Annotated in this window: 13 protein-coding genes; 11 read left to right on the top strand and 2 right to left on the bottom strand. The window is 33.8% G+C overall.

What is annotated here, in order from left to right; genetic code table 11:
• Nucleotides 1–43: 43 nt before the first annotated feature.
• The 8 genes from Q0945_RS01820 to Q0945_RS01785 all read left to right on the top strand — a co-directional run bounded on the left by Q0945_RS01820 (nucleotide 44) and on the right by Q0945_RS01785 (nucleotide 6,414).
• Nucleotides 44–1,438 carry a sulfatase gene (locus tag Q0945_RS01820; protein ID WP_299430181.1) on the top strand — a complete coding sequence of 465 codons (1,395 nt, stop codon included), beginning with the start codon at nucleotides 44–46 and terminating at the stop codon, nucleotides 1,436–1,438.
• A gap of 21 nt (nucleotides 1,439–1,459) precedes the next feature.
• A complete protein-coding gene (gene rhaT / locus Q0945_RS01815; protein ID WP_299430179.1) occupies nucleotides 1,460–2,512 on the top strand; it encodes an L-rhamnose/proton symporter RhaT in 1,053 nt (350 codons plus the stop codon).
• A gap of 814 nt (nucleotides 2,513–3,326) precedes the next feature.
• Nucleotides 3,327–3,506 carry a hypothetical protein gene (locus tag Q0945_RS01810; RefSeq protein WP_299430177.1) on the top strand — a complete coding sequence of 60 codons (180 nt, stop codon included), beginning with the start codon at nucleotides 3,327–3,329 and terminating at the stop codon, nucleotides 3,504–3,506.
• Between the two features lies 1 nt (nucleotide 3,507).
• Complete coding sequence (locus tag Q0945_RS01805) at nucleotides 3,508–3,663, top strand: hypothetical protein (RefSeq protein ID WP_299430175.1); 156 nt, start codon at nucleotides 3,508–3,510, stop codon at nucleotides 3,661–3,663.
• A 129-nt stretch (nucleotides 3,664–3,792) separates the two neighbouring features.
• On the top strand, nucleotides 3,793–4,548 hold the full coding sequence (locus Q0945_RS01800; RefSeq protein ID WP_299430173.1) for a glucose 1-dehydrogenase: 756 nt from the start codon (nucleotides 3,793–3,795) through the stop codon (nucleotides 4,546–4,548).
• Nucleotides 4,549–4,570: 22 nt separating this feature from the next.
• Entirely contained in the window at nucleotides 4,571–4,795 is a 225-nt protein-coding gene (locus Q0945_RS01795; protein WP_299430171.1) for a hypothetical protein, read from the top strand.
• Nucleotides 4,796–4,904: 109 nt separating this feature from the next.
• Nucleotides 4,905–5,180 (top strand): UxaA family hydrolase, encoded by a 276-nt coding sequence (locus Q0945_RS01790; protein WP_299430169.1) that lies wholly within the window; start codon nucleotides 4,905–4,907, stop codon nucleotides 5,178–5,180.
• A 49-nt stretch (nucleotides 5,181–5,229) separates the two neighbouring features.
• Nucleotides 5,230–6,414 carry a UxaA family hydrolase gene (locus Q0945_RS01785; protein ID WP_299430167.1) on the top strand — a complete coding sequence of 395 codons (1,185 nt, stop codon included), beginning with the start codon at nucleotides 5,230–5,232 and terminating at the stop codon, nucleotides 6,412–6,414.
• 20 nt (nucleotides 6,415–6,434) lie between these two features.
• On the opposite strand, the gene Q0945_RS01780 is transcribed toward Q0945_RS01785, so the two are convergent.
• Nucleotides 6,435–7,586 (bottom strand): DNA-binding transcriptional regulator, encoded by a 1,152-nt coding sequence (locus Q0945_RS01780; protein ID WP_299430165.1) that lies wholly within the window; start codon nucleotides 7,584–7,586, stop codon nucleotides 6,435–6,437.
• Nucleotides 7,587–7,766: 180 nt separating this feature from the next.
• Here Q0945_RS01780 and uxaC point away from each other — a divergent pair, with 180 nt between their 5' ends.
• Both uxaC and Q0945_RS01770 read left to right on the top strand, forming a co-directional pair.
• Nucleotides 7,767–9,182 carry a glucuronate isomerase gene (gene uxaC, locus Q0945_RS01775; RefSeq protein WP_299430163.1) on the top strand — a complete coding sequence of 472 codons (1,416 nt, stop codon included), beginning with the start codon at nucleotides 7,767–7,769 and terminating at the stop codon, nucleotides 9,180–9,182.
• A 127-nt stretch (nucleotides 9,183–9,309) separates the two neighbouring features.
• Nucleotides 9,310–12,141 carry a glycoside hydrolase family 2 TIM barrel-domain containing protein gene (locus Q0945_RS01770; RefSeq protein WP_299430161.1) on the top strand — a complete coding sequence of 944 codons (2,832 nt, stop codon included), beginning with the start codon at nucleotides 9,310–9,312 and terminating at the stop codon, nucleotides 12,139–12,141.
• Nucleotides 12,142–12,624: 483 nt separating this feature from the next.
• Here the strand turns inward: Q0945_RS01770 and Q0945_RS01765 are convergent, their stop codons facing one another.
• Nucleotides 12,625–15,684 (bottom strand): RICIN domain-containing protein, encoded by a 3,060-nt coding sequence (locus Q0945_RS01765; RefSeq protein WP_299430159.1) that lies wholly within the window; start codon nucleotides 15,682–15,684, stop codon nucleotides 12,625–12,627.
• Nucleotides 15,685–15,978: 294 nt separating this feature from the next.
• Here Q0945_RS01765 and Q0945_RS01760 point away from each other — a divergent pair, with 294 nt between their 5' ends.
• Nucleotides 15,979–18,849, top strand: a complete 2,871-nt coding sequence (locus Q0945_RS01760; protein WP_299430157.1) for an alpha-L-rhamnosidase — start codon at nucleotides 15,979–15,981, stop codon at nucleotides 18,847–18,849.
• Nucleotides 18,850–18,864 lie beyond the last annotated feature (15 nt).

Raw genomic sequence — 18,864 nt, 5'->3', positions numbered from 1 at the left:
TTGAAGTTAATTTAAGTTTTAAATTAGCTAACAAAATTAAAATATGATGCGAATAATACCCTTATGTTTAGTGTTACTAATATGTGTAGCTTGTAAAACCAAGCAAGATACAACCATACCCAATATCATCATTATAAATGTTGATGACATGGGCTGGAAAGATGTTGGTTTTATGGGAAGCGAATATTACGAAACACCAAATATAGATTACCTATCTAGTTTAGGAATGGTGTTTACAAATGGGTATGCATCTGCCTCGAATTGTGCGCCTAGTAGGGCTAATTTAATGACTGGGCAATGGGCGCCACGTCATGGGGTTTATACCGTGAGTCCGTCAACTAGAGGTAAATCTGAAGACAGAAAAATTATCCCTACAAAAAACACACATACTTTATCGCCAAAACATCATATTTTACCTGAGGTTTTAAATGAAAATGGATATGTTACTTGTCATGCTGGAAAATGGCATTTAAGTGATAACCCCTTAGAATATGGATTTGATGTAAATATTGCTGGAGGGCACAATGGGTTACCTAAAAGCTATTATCCACCTTATAAAAATGTGAAGATAGAAAAAGGCAATAGTCAATATTTGACTGATTTGGTCATGGAAAATGCTTTAAAGTTTGTAGATACCGTTCAAAAACCATTTTATTTGAACTATTCGCCTTATGCAGTGCACGTGCCTATAATGGCAATAGATAGTATTGTGCCTAAATATGAGAAAAAGTCACCATGGAAGGGGCAAGGTAACCCACAATATGCTTCTATGGTAGATAATTTAGACAGAAATATAGGCTTACTTATCAATAAATTGAAAGAAAGAAACCTTTTTGATAACACGCTTATTGTGTTTACTTCAGACAATGGCGGTTTGTATGGCATAACAAAACAAAAACCACTTAGAGCAGGAAAAGGAAGCTATTACGAGGGAGGTATTAGAGAACCTTTTTTCTTTGTATTGAAAGATAAGATTAAGGCAAACACAAAGAGCGAAATTCCCATAACTAACTTAGATATTTTTCCAACGGTATTAAAATATGCAGGAGTAGATGCCAGTGCGCTTCAGTTAGATGGAAATAATTTAGCACCCGTTTTAGAAGAAGATGTACAGGTTTTTGAGCGACCTCTGTTTTGGCATTTCCCTGTTTATTTAGAAGCATATAACGTAAACGATAACGAAAATCGCGACCCTTTATTTAGAACGCGTCCAGGATCTGTGGTAAGAAAAGGATATTGGAAATTACATTATTACTTTGAAGATAAAGGCGTAGAGCTATATAATTTATCCGAAGATATTGGAGAAAGAAATAATCTAGCAGAAGTAAATCCTGAAAAAGCAACTGAATTGTTAACATTGTTAAAACAATGGTGGAAAGATACCAATGCGCCTATTCCAAAAACTGAAAATCCAGAATACATAAATAAAATAGAGTAGTAAAAAGTAAATTAAAACATTATGCAAGCACTATTAGGAGTCATATTTCACTCGTTAGGAGGGGTAGCCGCAGGAAGCTTTTATATGCCATATAATAAAGTAAAAGGTTGGGCATGGGAAACCTACTGGATGGTAGGAGGCGTAATGTCTTGGCTAATTGTGCCACCAATAGCTGCTTATTTAACTGTTCCAGGTTTTGTAGATATTATAGCATCGAGTTCTAGTGCTATTCTAGGATTTACTTTTTTAATGGGATTACTTTGGGGTGTTGGAGGACTATCTTATGGATTAGGTGTGCGTTATTTAGGCATGTCTTTAGGGAATTCTGTAGTATTAGGGTTTTGTGCTGCTTTTGGGGCTGTTGTACCTTCTATTTACTATAATTTTAATCCACAAGACGGTAAAATATCATTTACAGATATGATATCTTCAACAGGCGGTCAAGTGGTATTGTTGGGGGTGTTAGTCTGTTTGTTAGGGATAGCTCTTTGTGGAAAGGCAGGTATGCTGAAAGAAAAAGAACTCTCGGAAGAAGAAAAGAAAAAGAGCGTAAGCGAGTTTAATTTAGTAAAAGGATTAATTGTTGCTGTACTTTCGGGAATTTTAAGTTCTTTTTTTAGCTTTGGTATTGAGGGAGGAAAACCGCTTGCAGATGCTGCTGTGGCAGCAGGATACGATCATTTATTTGCCAATAACGTCACTTTTGTAGTGATTCTTTGGGGAGGTTTAGTTTCTAATTTAGTATGGACAACCTATTTGAGTTTAAAGAACAAGGCGTATAAAGACTTTACCAATAAAGAAACACCAATTTCCAAAAACTTACTATTTTCTACTTTAGCGGGTACTATCTGGTTTTTACAGTTTTTCTTTTACGGAATGGGAGAAAGCAAATTAGGCAATGGTGCCAGTTCTTGGATTTTACACATGTCTACCATTATTTTAACGGCCAATCTTTGGGGTGTATATCGTAAGGAGTGGCATGGTGTTGCTAAAAAAACCAAATGGACAATAACATCAGGAATTATAGTGATTATATTATCTGTTGTTTTGGTGGGAATAGGGAATTCTATTTAACATCAAAAATACATAGTACTATAGGATAGTAGCGATACCAAAAAGGAAGATTTTTTTATTAAAAATATACAACTTTAAAGTAAATAATTGAATGGAAATTACAAGCTATATTCTTCAATTTTAGGAGGTTTGTACCTTTTGTAAATACACTTTTAATAAGACTTTTGGTTGTAGGCTTGATGTTGGAATTACTAACAAAAAAGCAAATAAAAAGAACTTAGGGCAGGTATAAATTTAATGATTTATGTAAGAGATGTTTTTGCAGTATTTTCAGCACTTTTTGGTTGGTTCTTAAAAATTCAAGAAGATTGTAGTGAACACTTGTAGATAATCAATAATATACAGGTGTTGTTACAGCAGTTTTAGTGGTTATTACTGACGTTATTCTAAAAAAAGTAAGGGCAATAGTAAATATAAAAGCGTATTCAATTAAACTAGAAAGTGTCTAAATCTTAATAATTTTATTATTTTTTTGCTCTAAGATTAATTTACAGATAATTTCTTTTTAGGATAGGTATAATCTATTTATACAGGAATGACGCGTTATGTTTTTTCTATACATGATAATTATAGTTGTGCACAAAATGGTTATTTAATAGCAAGAAAGGGTTGTTTGTTTCACCGCTTGTATAATTATTTTTGTAATTGTTTTAAAACGGATTCGTAAATTATTCAAGTTAAATTTCAATTGAACTAATGGTTGTATTACAATAATTTTAAAGAACTAAAGACAATGCCAGTATTAGAAGCAGACTTTTTTGGAGAATAGTTAGAAAAGTCATCCAATAGCCACATAAAAGAACCCTTTGGGATCATGTTCAAAGCACATGATAGTTTAGAAGAAGATAAAGTTTATATATGTACAGTTTCTTCCTTATGGTATGCGTTGTGGGGGAGGTTTATGAGCACTAGAGCAATCCAATTAAAGGCTTCAGGAGCTATTTATATGGCTACTCCAGAGATGAAGTATTACGTTAATCTGTCTTGTTTTTAGTATGGGTACTTATCCGCAGGGCCAAGGTTCGAGAGGTAAAGTAATAGATTATAGAGTTTCTATAGAAATAGGATGGGTAAATATTAATCCAGAAGGTATAATTTATGGAGATTTAGGCGGCGTAGTTGTTATCCCTTATGAAATAAATTCAAGATGAAGTTTTTGATAAAGCTTTAGAAAAGATTATAGAAAAAAAAGTACTTCAAAACGACATGAGTATAATAGATGCTTTTGAAAAATTTGGAATCATATAATAATAAATCACATATAAAAATAAAGTATAGTAATGAAAATATTTAGTTTACAAGGAAAAAAAGCTCTAGTTACTGGAGGAGGAAGTGGTATAGGATTTGGTATTGCAAAGACTTTTGTAGAAGCTGGGGCTGAGGTATTAATAGTTGGTAGAAATGAAGATAAACTCATTAAAGCCAAAAATGAATTAGGAGAACAGTGCCGATATCTTTCTTTTGATGTCTCTCAATTAGATGAAATTCCTGCTTTAGTACAAAATATTGAAAAGGATTGGGGTGGTCTTGATGTATTGGTTAACTGTGCAGGAACCCACTTAAAAAAGAATGCAGTAGATACATCCGATAGCGAATTTTTAGAAGTACTTAATGTACATTTATTGAGTGTTTTTGCGCTTACTAGAGAGTTTGCTAAAGGTATGATAAAGAGAAAAAAAGGTTCTATAATTCTTATTAGTTCTATGACAGCGGTAATGGGTATGAAGCAAGTAGTAGCTTACTCTACCGCTAAAACAGCTGTTATAGGGCTTATGCGAAGTATGGTTTCAGAGCTTGCTGTAGACAATATTCGAATAAATGCCATAGCGCCTGGTTGGATAAAAACGCCAATGCTTTACAAAGCTACAGATAACGATTTGCCAAGAAAAACGAAAATTATTGGCAGGATTCCGTCGGGTATTTTTGGAGAGCCAGAAGATATTGGCTATGCGGCACTTTATTTAGCCTCAGATGCTGGCAAGTATGTGAATGGTGTTTTCCTTCCTGTCGATGGTGGAGCAGCCGGAGGTTTTTAGTTTATAGTAATACAGGAACAAGATGTCAAATCCATTCAATACCGTAAGATTCACTTCTAAAGATTCTAAAATAAGATGGGTTGTAATTACTATAATTATAGGTTTTACAATAACTGCACATCAAGGTTGGGCTTCTGGTATCTTTACAATTGCCTCAGATATTCATCCTAAAAAAGCAGTAGCAAAAATGGTTGGCGTTTCTACATTTTCAGGAGCTTTAGGGTTTCGTTTGTTGGGTTTGTTTTAGATGTGAGTGGTAGTGAATACTTATATTTATAATTGCTAGTTCTATGTATATACTCGCTTGGTTGGTGTTAAAAATAATGATTCTTAAAATAAACCTATAGAAAACTAAAATGAAAAACTATATTCAATTACATGAAAACGATAATATAATAATTGCTCTAACAACGTTTGAATTGGGTAGTATTATTAAATTAAATAATCAGGAAATTGTATTAAAAGAGGCGATTGGTTTTGGACATAAAATTGCAATTAAAAAAATTGCAATTAATTCAAAAGTATTAAAATACGGTTTGTCGATAGGGAGTGCTACTCAAGATATAACTGTAGGAGAACATGTGCATAGCCATAATTTAACAACAGATTATTTGATTAATAATATTAAATAAAAAGTATTTGTTAATATAAATTTAGCTGGTTAAATTTAAAATTGAAAAAATGAAAGGTTTCTTAAGGAAAGACGGAAGAAAAGGAATTAGAAATGTTATTGTAGTTGCATATTTAGTAGAATGTGCCCATCATGTAGCAAGTCAAATTGTTTCCAAATTTCCAGATAACGATGTACACTTAATTGGCTTTAGTGGTTGTGCTCCTAACGATTACGCGCATAAAATGATGCAGAATTTATGTACGCATCCTAATGTAGGAGCTGTATTATTAGTGTCATTGGGGTGTGAAAATTTTAAACGTCATGAGTTATATAAATATATTTTAAATACAGAGCGCCCTGTTGAAAAATTAGTCATTCAAGAATCTGGTGGTACACTTAGTTCCGTAGCGAGTGGAAAAGCTATTATCGCAAATTTTATATCAAAGATAAAAGATGTAAAGCGTGTAGATTTTAATATGAAAGATCTTATAGTTGGAACTATATGTGGCGGATCTGATGCTACAAGTGGTTTTACGGCTAACCCTTCTATAGGAAAAGCATTTGATAAACTAATTTTAGACGGCGCTATTTGTATGTTTGAAGAACCAGGAGAACTTATGGGTTGCGAGCATTTAATGGCGGAGCGAGCTGAAAATGAAATAGTAGCTAAAGAGTTGGTTGATTGTATTAAAAAGGCAGATACTTATTATAAAAAGATGGGACATGATAGTTTCTCTGCTGGAAATGCTGTTGGCGGATTAACAACAATAGAAGAAAAATCATTAGGCTCCTATTCCAAAAGTGGAAGTTCTCCAATAAAAGCTTTAATACGTCCAGGAGATTTGCCAACAGAATCGGGTTTGTATTTTATGGATGTTGTGCCAGATGGTCCTGCATTATGGGGTTTTCCTAATATAAATGATAACACAGAAATTGTAGAGATGATTGCTAGTGGGTGTCATATTATTTTATTTTCAACGGGAAGAGGGTCAGTCGTTGGGTCTGCAATTTCTCCTGTAATTAAAGTGTGTGCTAACCCTAAAACCTATGAAAACCTTTCTGGTGATATGGACGTTAATTCAGGTAGGATTATTAGTGAAGGAGCATCTTTAGATGAGCTAGGTTTAGAAATTGTAGATGCTATAAAAGCAGTAATAAATGGAGAGCAAACAAAATCTGAACAATTAGGGCATCAGGAGTTTGGTTTAGGTTATAAGTATTTTCATTCGAGTAATAAAAATTGTGATATGTAGTTTATTGCATCTTTATTATTTTAAATATTATCATTTCTCCACTTTATTGGTGTAATTCCTTCAATAGCAGAAAACCACCTGCTAATATGACTTATATCATCAAAACCAAGACAAAAAGCAATTTCTTTAACAGATAATTTTTGTGCTATTAACAGTTCTTTAAATTTTTTTATCTTATGGAATTGAATTTCTTCTAAAATAGTTCGGTTAGTTACTTTTCTAAATCTTGTGTATAAACTTCTTCTACTAATAGTTGTTTTTTCAACAACATCATTTACAGTCAAATTTAAATGTGTATTGCTTCTAATAAAATTTAGTGCTTTTATAACCTCTACATCTTTACTAGCAATAGTATCTGTAGAGGTGCGTTCAACAATATTAAGTGGCTCTGTTGGGATAATATTGTTCTTTATAGGAATACCATTCATTAAGTCATCAAGAATTTTGCATGCATTAAAGGCCACTTTAGTATGATTCCTAGCAATACTGGATAGTTTCGGGTTTGCTATGTTACACAATAATTCATCATTATCGATGCCTAGAATAGCAATTTCATAAGGTATTTTTAGGCCAGCCATAGAGCAAGCATTTATAAGTATTAAACCCAGGTCATCATTACAACATAGAATTCCAATAGGTTTTGGTAGTGCTTTTAACCAAATAATAATATCTTTTAAATCATGGCTAAGCCCTTTTGTTTTGATCTTTTTCGTAGGAACATAGTTGTGAATATTGGTATTTCTTAATTTAGCATGTTTTTTAAAACTTTCTAGTCTATTATCTGACCATGATACTTTGTTAACTCCAAAAAAAGCTAGGTTTTTAAACCCTTTGGACGAAAAATAATCAAAGGCCATTTTTCCATCGGCATCATAATTTCCTTGTAAATAAGGTGTATTGGTGGTGTTAACGTTTATTGAACTCGTTTGTATAATAGGAATTCCAAGTTTCACAAAACTTTCAATATTATCTATATTTTCAAGAATACATCCATCTGGACGTATTTCTGAAACTAATTTTATAATATCTCTATTCTTATTAGTTTTTAAGTAATAAGCAGTTTCAAATATAATTTCCCATTTTGAATATTGATTATTGTAGTCATGTATGCCTTTTAGGATATCTCTACCGTAACCACGCCCAGACTCTAATTGAACAAAAACCTTTTTCATGTATTTATCTTAAATTTAAGTTTCTATGTAATCCAATAGGAATCAATAGAGCTAATTTAGCAAAACTAAAACTGTTTGCACAAAATGGTTGTTTTATATCGTAAATAGGCTTAAAAAAGCATGAGGTATAAATTAATTTTGTAGACAAATAGTAATTTTATATTTAGGTAAATAATGAATATGTTTCAAAAAGGAAAAGGTGTTTTTTACGAAGATTTTTTACTTCATTCTGATACAGCTGCATCTTTATATCATAATTATGCTAAAGAGCTTCCAATAATAGATTATCACAATCATCTACCACCAGATTTGATTGCGAAAAATCATCAATTTACAAACTGTTCTGAAGTTTGGTTGGCAGGGGATCATTATAAATGGAGAGCTATGCGAACTTTAGGTATTAATGAGCAATACATTACAGGGCATGCGCCAGATGAAGAAAAGTTTCAAAAATGGGGCGAAACGGTGCCTTATACTTTACGTAACCCTTTATATCATTGGAGTCATTTAGAATTACAGCGTTATTACGGTATAGAAGAATTGCTCACGGGACACAATGCAAGCAAAATTTATGCAGAAACCTCTAGGCAGTTACAGCAAAAGTCTCATAGTGCAAGAGGGTTGTTACAACTTCAAAATGTTGAAGTTGTATGCACGACAGAAGATCCAATTGATGATTTACGACATCATATAGATTTAAAAGGACAGGGTGTTAATTTAAAAATGTCCACAGCATTTCGACCAGATAAAGCCATTGCCATAGAAAATTCTATGTCCTATCTAAAATATTTAGAACAATTAGAAGATGCTTCAGGGATAAGTATTTCTAGTGTAGATGATTTATTATCGGCATTAGATAGTCGAATGGCTTTCTTTCATGAAAATGGTTGTCGTCTTTCAGATCATGGTTTAGAAATATTGCCGTATTATGAAACAGGAACATTTAATATAAATGTAATATTTAATGCCGTTAAAAACGGTAAACTGCTATCTCAAGAAGAAATAAAATATTTTAAATGTGAGATATTAAAGCACCTTTGTAAAACATATCACAAATTAGGTTGGGTGCAACAGTTTCATTTGGGGGCGTTGCGTAATGTTAATTCTAGAATGTTAAAACTAAGAGGAAGTGATTCAGGATGGGATTCTATTGGTGATTTTCCGCAAGCTAGATCATTAGGTCAGTTTTTAAATTATTTAGATGAAACAGATCAATTAACAAAAACAATACTGTATAATCTTAATCCAGCTGATAATGAAGTAATTGCAACTATGATAGGAAATTTTAATGACGGTAGTGTTAAAGGTAAAATTCAATTTGGATCCGGTTGGTGGTTTTTAGACCAAAAAGATGGTATGGAAAAACAAATAAATGCATTGTCGAATATGGGGTTATTAAGCTGTTTCGTTGGAATGTTAACAGATTCTAGAAGCTTTATGTCCTTTCCAAGACACGAATATTTTAGGCGTGTACTTTGTAATCTTATTGGTAATGATGTTGCAAATGGTGAATTACCAAACGATGAAAAATGGTTAGGGAAAATTATTCAAGATATCTCTTATTATAATGCCAAAAATTATTTTGAAGGTTTTTAAAATATAAAATTGTTACATGTTGTAGTGCGTACGATGTCATATTTATATTGGTTTTGTCATATTGATGAAAATATAGAGGTTAAACGTAATTTATATACAAACGAAACAAAAATAAACTTAAAGTACAATGAAAAAATATTTTATAGTAATCGTGATGCTGCTTTTTATTGCGACCAGTGTTCAGGCGCAAAAAAAAGTGTATTTGTCTGGAGAAGATGCATCTACGGCAGTTAATTGGGATTTTAAAATAGATGAAGGGAGAAATAGTGGTTTTTGGACTACTATTCCTGTGCCATCAAACTGGGAAATGGAGGGTTTTGGCTACTACCTATATGGTATGGATAAGGTAGAAGACCGTTTATCTGGTATTGCAGATTATCGACATACTTTTGATTTTAAGAAAGTATCAAATAAAAGATATTTTATCATTTTTCAGGGTTCCATGACTGATACAAAGGTGAAACTAAATGGCAAGGAAGTTGGTTTACATCAAGGTGGGCATACCGAATTTAAGTTTGAAATAACTAATCAATTACAAAATGGAAGTAATTTATTGGAAGTTAATGTAAATCATGATTCAAGTAACGAATCCATAAATGCCGCCGAGCGTTTTGCAGATTATTGGTTGTTTAGTGGAATTTTTCGTCCCGTTTATATTAAGGAAGTGGCTAATCAATTTATAGAACGTGTTGCTATAGATGCTCAAATGTCTGGAGATTTTAAAATGCAGGTATTTACAAATGGTGCTGATGAAAAACAAAGTGTAACTGCGCAACTATACGATGCTAATCAAAATAAAGTGGGTAAATCTTTTAGTGCAAAAGTAGGTTCGGGAGAATTTACACTATTAAAATTACATTTTAAAGATATAGAATTATGGTCTCATGAATTTCCAAATTTGTATTCGGTCAAACTAGAGTTAAATGATAAAAAAGAAGTATTACATACCTATGAGCAGAAGTTCGGATTTAGAACTTTTGAAGTACGTGACCACGATGGATTTTATTTAAATGGGAAACGTATATTGCTAAAAGGTGCAAGTATGCACAGTTTTCGTCCTGAAACAGGTAGAACTATTTCTAAAATAGATATGGAAGAAAACCTAGAGCTCATGAAGACTATGAATTTTAATTTTGTGCGTTCATCTTGCTACCCCGCAGATAGTTATTTTTATGATTTATGCGATTCTAAAGGCTTGTTGGTTTTAAGTGAATTATCTGGTTGGTGGAGACCTTTAGATAAGGACGTTGGCCCCAAAATATTAAAAGAATTGGTGGTTCGTGATGTCAATCATCCGTCTATAATATTATGGGGAAATGGAAATCATATTGCGCATACCCCAGAGTTTGATCCTTTGTTTGCTAAATGGGATATTCAAAAAAGAAGACCATTAAAGAACGAAGCCAAAGCAAATGATATTTTTGCAAATTATAGTCCCAACTGGGACATTGTAAACACCACCTATTATCCAGATTATGCTACTGCAAAAAAGAATCTTTTTGAAATGAATCATATATACTTGCCCAATGAAGTATTACATGCGCTTTATGATGGCGGTGGTGCCGCAAATTTAAAGACCTATTGGGATATGTTTGAAAAATCTAAAGTAGGGGGAGGTATGACCATTTGGGCCTTGTTTGATGAAGGAATGATGCGAAATGATTTGGGGTATGCGGTAGATAATCAGGGTAATAAAGCGCCCGATGGTATCGTTGGGCCTCATGGTGAGAAAAAGGGAAGCTCTGATGCTGTTCGCGAAATTTGGTCCCCCGTCGTTATTGATAATGACAGAATAGATGAAGAATTTAATGGGAGTTTGAATATCTGCAATGAATTCTCTTTTGTAAACTTAAACCAATGTAAAATTAATTGGAAATTGATAGATTTTGCAAATCCAGATGCATCCTTAAACGGGCATAGAACAGTTGCTAAAGGCATTGTTGCAGTAAAAAATATTGCGGCAGGAGAAAAAGGAGAATTGAATATTGAACTACCAAAATCTTTTATTAGAAATGATGCACTTACTATAGAAGTTTATGATAATCATGGGCGTTTAGTATATGATAAACGCATGCCTATTACGGAACCTAAAAACGGCTTTAGAGTAGCATTAAACAACCCTTTTACACAAAGTAAAACGGATGACTTTACATTTACTCACGGAAAAACAACGCTGCGTTTTGATGAAAATAACGGGATATTAATTTCCGTTTTAGATAAAGGGAAGGAGACTAGTTTAAAGAATTTTCCATTTTTAACTTACAAAGCAGATGATGTTAATTTAACAAATGAAACTACAAAAACAGGGATAGCGACTGTAAGTAAAAAAGGCGATGTTTATGTTATTGAAGCTAAAAATACGGTGGGTTTTGATTATATAAAATGGTTTTTAAAACCAAACGGTGAAATTACTTTAGACTATGGGTATACTCTAAATTCAGGAAAATATCATTATGCGGGTATAGGAATTGAGGTTGCTGCAAATGATGTGAACAGAAAACGCTGGTTAGGTGAAGGTCCATGGAGAATTTATAATAACCGAACCGAAGGAGGACTACTAGATGTATATGCTATTGATAAAAAAATAAATAAACCTGGGAAGATTTATAATGGCCCAGAGTTTGAAGGTTTTTTTGCACCATGGAACTGGGCTGTATTTTATTTAAACAACGATTTAAATGTAGGTTTTAAAAATAGAACAGATGTTACTTTAGGAGTGCTAAACCCAGTTAATGGGGATAATCCTAAAAAGGCAACATGGTATTATCCTGAGCAAGAAGGTTTTTTCTTTTTTGATGTGATTTCTGCTGTGGGGTCTAAATGGAAACCTGCAAAAGTATTTGGTCCAGATGCGCAACCTGTTCTTATTGATAAACAAATTACAGGTACGGTTTCAATGTTTATCAATTGGAATAAATCTGATAAGAAAGCAAAACGTGTTGATCTTGAAGTGGAATAAAATAAGATTATTAATTGTTATTGTTTTACCAATAGGTAAACTTAGTACGCAATTATCTATTTGAAAAAGGGTATGTAATAGATTTAACTTTTAGTGGAGCAGATGGTGTTAGACTTACAGATGTTAATAAGAATGGTTTTACAGTAAAGAATGGAAAGGGGTTGCTAAATAAAAAAAGTGGACTATAACAGTTGGAATTGCCATTATTCTTTTATCCGTGTTTTTAGTAGGGATTGGAAATTCTATTTAGTTAATTAGAATTGATTCTAAGAAAATTAGGATGCAAACAAATAATAGAAGAAGGCATTCAGGAATCGACAATCAAATACCTTGTATAAGGTATTTAACAGAACTAAGAGAAGTACATTGTAAAGAAAACGGTACTTGATTTAATCTAAACCTATCCTGAATATTGGGGAATGCTCACAAAAAAACCTGCAAACTAAAGGTCCGCAGGTTTTTCTAGATTAATAATATTAAGTTTTAGAATTTAATCATCTTCTTAGAAATCTGTTCCTTACCATCAACAATTGCTTTTAAGAAATAAACGCCACGTGGTAAACCACCTAATCCATTCATTTTAAATCTGCATAATCCAGGATTTACCTTTCCTGTAATTTGATGAACAGTGTTACCACTAAAGTCGTATAATACGACATCTACCTGGGTATCCTGCGTACTTCTAATCCAAATATTAATTCGACTTCTAAAAGGATTAGGGAATGCCTTGAGGTTAGTAATTACTAATTCTTGACTTGCATCACAACTACCTAAAGTAGCACCTTGTCTAAGAATGAATGGTACGGCTCTACTTGAAACACATATTGTTCTTCCTTTAAAACACAATTCTACTCTTGGTCTATGTGGATTATTTCCGCAACGCACGTCTACAACCTCAACAGTAACTGTTTCGGTAACCGAACACCCTGTACCATCGGTAACAGTTAAGGTATATTGCATTGTTTCTTCTGGTGCAACTTCAATAACATCAGTTGTTTCACCAGTACTCCACTCATAACTATAAGTGCCATCACCACCTTCTAGCGTATCAAAAGTTAATATAGTGGACTCTTTAGGACCATAGCCAAAATAAACAGTTTGATTTTCAATCAAGGTCAGTGTAATTGCTTCTGGTTGCGTAATTGTAACGCTATTTGACATCAACTCATTTCCAAGAGAATCTACTACGATTACGTCGTAATCTCCTGCTGATAGATTCGTTGCAGTGGCTGTTTCTTGGCCATCGCTCCATAAATAGGTATATGGTGCTATTCCTCCAGTAACCGTTACACTAGCGGTACCATCATCTGCTGCAGCGCAGCTAACATTTGTAGAAACTAAATCTAATTGTAAAGGTTCACCTGTTGAGATAGCTTTCCATACACTTCTGTTATCAGTTGCTGGTACTTTACTATGTGTTACCGTTCCATCTTCATTTTGATATAGATATCTGCCAGAGGTTCTAGATTCAAATCGATACGTATCTGTAGTTTCATCATAATTTACAATCCACGTTTTATCGGTATCACCTGCTGGCGGGGCTTTTGTAGTACTTACAACTACATAAGGCCCTCCAGGACCACCAGCACCTGGTGCTCGTAAAATTCCAGTACCCCCAGTTTCACTTTCACTATCTATATTGTAAAATGCGCCACTTTTGACAAATGTCCATTGTGTATTTTCTGCTCCTCCTGAAACTGACATGGTTACGGGTTGAGTGCTTCCTGCTCCGGCGGTTAAGAATTCTCCAGTTTCTACATTTCTTAATGCAACAACATCAGCGGTTGGTTCTGGGCCTGGATTAGGGTTTTCGTCTACAACTTCAGCTTTTTCGTAGGTGGTTTCTGCCCATCTTATTTGAGCTCTACCTCCTCTTACACGATAGGCACCATATCTAATACCAGATTGCAGTCCTCTTTCTGGGTCAGGAATATTCCAGTTAAAGGCTTCACCACCTATCACGGCATCGCAATAATGTATCTTCTTTGAAGCATCGTTTGGATCTTCCCTGAAACCAATTTCCAACTCAAAATCAATCTCAGCATTCTTCGCTACACGTTTTAAGAGTACAACTTCTCTACCACTACCTGATCCTCCTCGTTCTAAGATACGTTCAGCATAAATATCAAAGGCTATTTGCTTATCTGCATCGTCACCAGTACCATAAACTGGTTTTGCTAAGTACAAACAGATAGCAGGATCTGGAGAACCACCACCACCTGTATGTTTTCCTTTGGCTTGTATTAAATAGCTTCCATCTTGGTTAAAAGAGCCTGCATCGCCTACTTCAAGAATTCTTACAATTCCTTTGAATCTTGCAAAACTCCCCACCCCAGTTTCTTGAGATCTGGATAGAGAACGCTCCATTCTGGGTTGCAACGTATTGGGGGCATCAATGTGGTTAGATCCGTCAGTAATATTATACACCCCCCAAGTTTTGCCATAAACAGAAACTTCACTATAATCAGAATAACAAGTTCTGTCATCCATAGACCCTACATTTTCAGGGTTTTGAATATCAAAATTTCGAGTATTGTTATTGTCGAATTCTCCTGTACACGACAAATCTGGATTGGTATCTTCATCTGGAGCTGCTCCTACTGGTCCTTCTACAAAAGGGATGAGTTTCCAATTACTTCTGTTATCTGTAGCTTCGACCTCAGAATGGGTTACCGTTCCATCTTCATTTTGATACAAATATCTGCCAGAGGTTCTTGAGCCAAATCTGTAGGTATCGTTGGAACCGTTGTACGTAATCGTCCACGTTTTATCAGTATCGGTTGCCGGCGGTGCTTTTGAGGTACTTAAAACTACATAAGGACCTGCTGAACCACCAGCACCTGGTGCGCGTAGTATTCCAGTAGCACTAGATTCACTTTTACTATCAATATTATAATAGTCTCCACTTTCTACAAGCGTCCAATGTGTATTTTCAGCTTCTCCTGAAGTGGACATTGTAACAGGCTGATTACTTCCCCCTGCGGTGGTTAAGAATTCTCCAGTTTCTACATTTTGAAATGTTAGTGTGGTTTCTAGAGGGATTTGCAAAAGAGGAATAAGTTTCCAATTGCTCCGATCATCTGTAGCTTCGACTTCAGAATGCGTTACAGTTCCATCTTCATTTTGATACAAATATCGTCCAGCGGTTCTAGATTCAAACCTATAGGTATCAGTAGTTGTATTATGTCGTATTGTCCACGTTTTATCTGTATCCGCAGCGGGGGGATTTTTTAGGGTACTTACAACTACATAGGGACCTCCAGGTCCACCAGCGCCTGGCGCACGTAAAATTCCTGAAATTTCACTGTCTATATTATAATATGCTCCACTTTCTACAAATGTAAAATGTGTGCTTGGGTCGTCACCTGAATCTGAGATAGTAACCGGGGATGTGCTTGAACCGGCATCTGTTAAGAATTGCCCTGTAGCAACATTCTGTAATCTAAAAATCCCATCAGAAGGTGGTGAGTCTTGCGCAGTCACTATAAATGAAAAGAGCGTAAAGCAGCAAATTAATAATGATTTAAGAGTAATTTTATTCATATTGTGAGGTTTTTTATAAAATTATAGTAATGTTTTTTTAATACTGACCCGCACTGTCCTGCTCTTTCCTGTTCCATGCTGAACTCCGCTGTACTTATATTTAAGAAATGGACTATGACAGCTGGAATTGCCATTATTCTTTTATTCGTGGTATTAGGAGGAATTAGGAATTTTATTTAATGCATTGTTGCAATTTGTATACATGACTGTGCAGGATAGTAGTTTTGTATATACCTAATATCTTTAAAAATTATATTAAACAATTAACTAAATATTCAATTAACAATATTAATAATGAAAAAAATACACCTTCTTTTATCAATTGCATTATTGGTTTTTTTTTGTTTCTCATGTAATAAGGAGAAACCATCTATAGCATCAATATCTTTTGATAAATTATTAGTTAATTCAAAAGAAAACCCTTCAACTATAGAAAGTGAAAATCCAAGTTTTTCTTGGATTATAAATACTGACGGATTTAATAAATCACAAACAGCATATCATATTTTGGTGGCATCATCAAAAGATAAGTTAACTGAAGAAGATGCTGACCTTTGGAACTCTAATAAAGTTGATAATTCTAAGTCAGCTTTTGTGAAATATAATGGAAGTGCTTTAGAAGCCATGCAGGAATATTTTTGGAAAGTTAAAATTTGGGATGAAAAAGGGGCGTCTTCAGAATGGTCAGATGCTCAAAACTTTGAAATGGGGTTAATGAATAATGATAATTGGGCGAATGCTAAATGGATTACCTTAAATAAAGATAACAGAACTTCACCACATCGTTTTAGAGATTATATAACGGGTAAAATGAAAACTCCAGAACCTGTTGATGGTTTTGCTGCAGGTTATTTTAGGAATGAGGTTACTATTAATAAAACTATAGAAAATGCAAGCGTTTATATTTGTGGATTAGGGTATTATGAGTTGTATTTAAATGGAGAAAAGGTGGGAGACCATGTTTTAGATCCTGCTCCATCTAATTACGATAAGCAAGCTTATTATGTAAATTATGATATTACCGAAACCCTTAAATCAGGAAAAAATGCTTTTGGGATTATTTTAGGGAATGGGTTTTATGGACAAAATATTTCTTGGAAACAGGACCCCGAATCAGAAAAAGATTTAGCTTATGGGCCTCCAGCAGTACGTTGTTTGGTTAAATTAAAATACACTGACGGTACTGAATCTGATTTTTATACAGATGAAACTTGGAAAGAGTCAACAGGACCTATTGTATTTAATAATATTTATGGAGGAGATACTTATGATGCGCGTTATGAAATTAATGGATGGAATACTGTAGGATATAATGATACAAAATGGGGGCTAGCAAAAGAAACATCTCCGAAACTTAAAAAAATAAGTGCACAACAAATTCCTCCAATTAAGAAGTTAAAAGAATTTGAACCGCAAAAAGTTTTTAAGGGGGCTGATGGAGAGTGGATTGTAGATTTTGGACAAAACATAGCGGGCTGGGTAAAGTTAAATGTGAATGAAAAAGAAGGTCAGGTTATAGAAGTTACGACTACTGAAGCTTTATTAACCAATGGAAAAGATATTTTTCAAGGTTCAACAGGTGGAGGCGCAAATGGCATGCCTCAAATTTATAAATATATATGTAAAGGAGATGGTATAGAATCTTGGGAACCAAAATTTAGTTACCATGGTTTTAAGTATGCTAAAATTAAAGGTATTTCTAGAAAACCAGATGCTAATATGATTAAAGCAGTTTTAGTTGCCACAGATATTCAAGAAACTGGAAGTTTTACATCTTCGGATGACTTATTAAATAAAATGCACAGTATTAGTAAATGGACGATTGTAGATAATGTGCACGGTATACCTGAAGATTGTCCACACCGTGAAAAATGTGGTTGGTTAGGAGATGCACATGCATTTTGCGAATACGCACTATATAATTACGATATGTATGATTTCTATAAAAAATATATGGAAGACATACGTACGCAAATGCGCCCAACAAAAGGACATAATAATCCAGAAATTAAATTTCAAGTACCAACAATGATAGCTCCAGGGAAAAGAACATCAAGCTATGCTAAATTAGACTGGGGTATTGCAACTATGTATTTGCCATGGTATAATTATTTGTATTATGGAGATGATGCTATTGTAAAAGAGTATTATGCAGATATGAAAGGGTTAACAAACTACTATTTGTCATATAAAGATGAAAATGGTATTATTCAAGACGGCATGGGAGATTGGTGTCCACCACTTTGGGATAGAAGAAAAAACCCTAGTGCTATGGAGTGTGATCCTATTATTTCTGCTAATGCATATTTTTATGATGTATTAGGTGTTATGGAGCATTTTGCAAAAATAAATAATGATACTTTGTACGAAGCGCAAATGAAAAAAGAAAAGCAAGACTTAAAAAATGCTTTTAACACAGCGTTTTTAGTTAATATTTCTAATACAAATCATAAATGGTATCAAAGTCAAACAGCAACAGTGCAGGCTTTACAGTTTGGGATAGTTCCAGAGAGTGAAATAGAAAGTGTTGTTAACGGTTTAGTTCATGACATTAAAGATGTAAAAGGAGGGCACCATGCTACAGGGATACATGGTAATAGGTACATTTATACAGTTTTAACTAAATACGGAAAAGCAGATTTAGCACACCAAATTTTAACAACACCAGAATTTCCAAGTCAAACGTATGTAATGAATAAAGGTTTTACAACATGGCCAGAGCGTCAATTTGAATGGGAGAAAATGGAAGGGCCTACAAATTCTTTAAATCATCCTATGCATAGTGGTTTTGCTGCATATTTTTACGAGTCTTTGGGTGGCGTTAAATCTACACTAGGAGGAGCAGGATATAAAGAATTTATCATTAATCCCGAGTTTTCAAGTCAAATAACAAGCGCTAATGTTTCTGTTCCAACACCTTATGGTGAAATTAATAATGATTGGATATTTAATGAAGGAAGTTTGACTATGAGCCTTGAAGTACCATTTAATACAAAAGCTCGACTTGTGTTAAATGAGAAAGAGTTAGGGTCGTTTAAGTTAAATGGAAAGTTTTTAGAGGAGTTTATAAAAAATAGCGAAGTAAAAATTATAAATGGTTCTACTGTAATATTAGGGTCTGGTTCCTATAAAATTAATTATTTAAAGTCTACCGCCACGAAATAAAATTATTTATATACT

Source organism: uncultured Maribacter sp., assembly GCF_947500405.1.
GTDB lineage: Bacteria > Bacteroidota > Bacteroidia > Flavobacteriales > Flavobacteriaceae > Maribacter_B.
The sequence above is the reverse complement of the archived record's forward strand: the minus strand, read 5'-3'. Positions and strand labels throughout refer to the sequence as shown.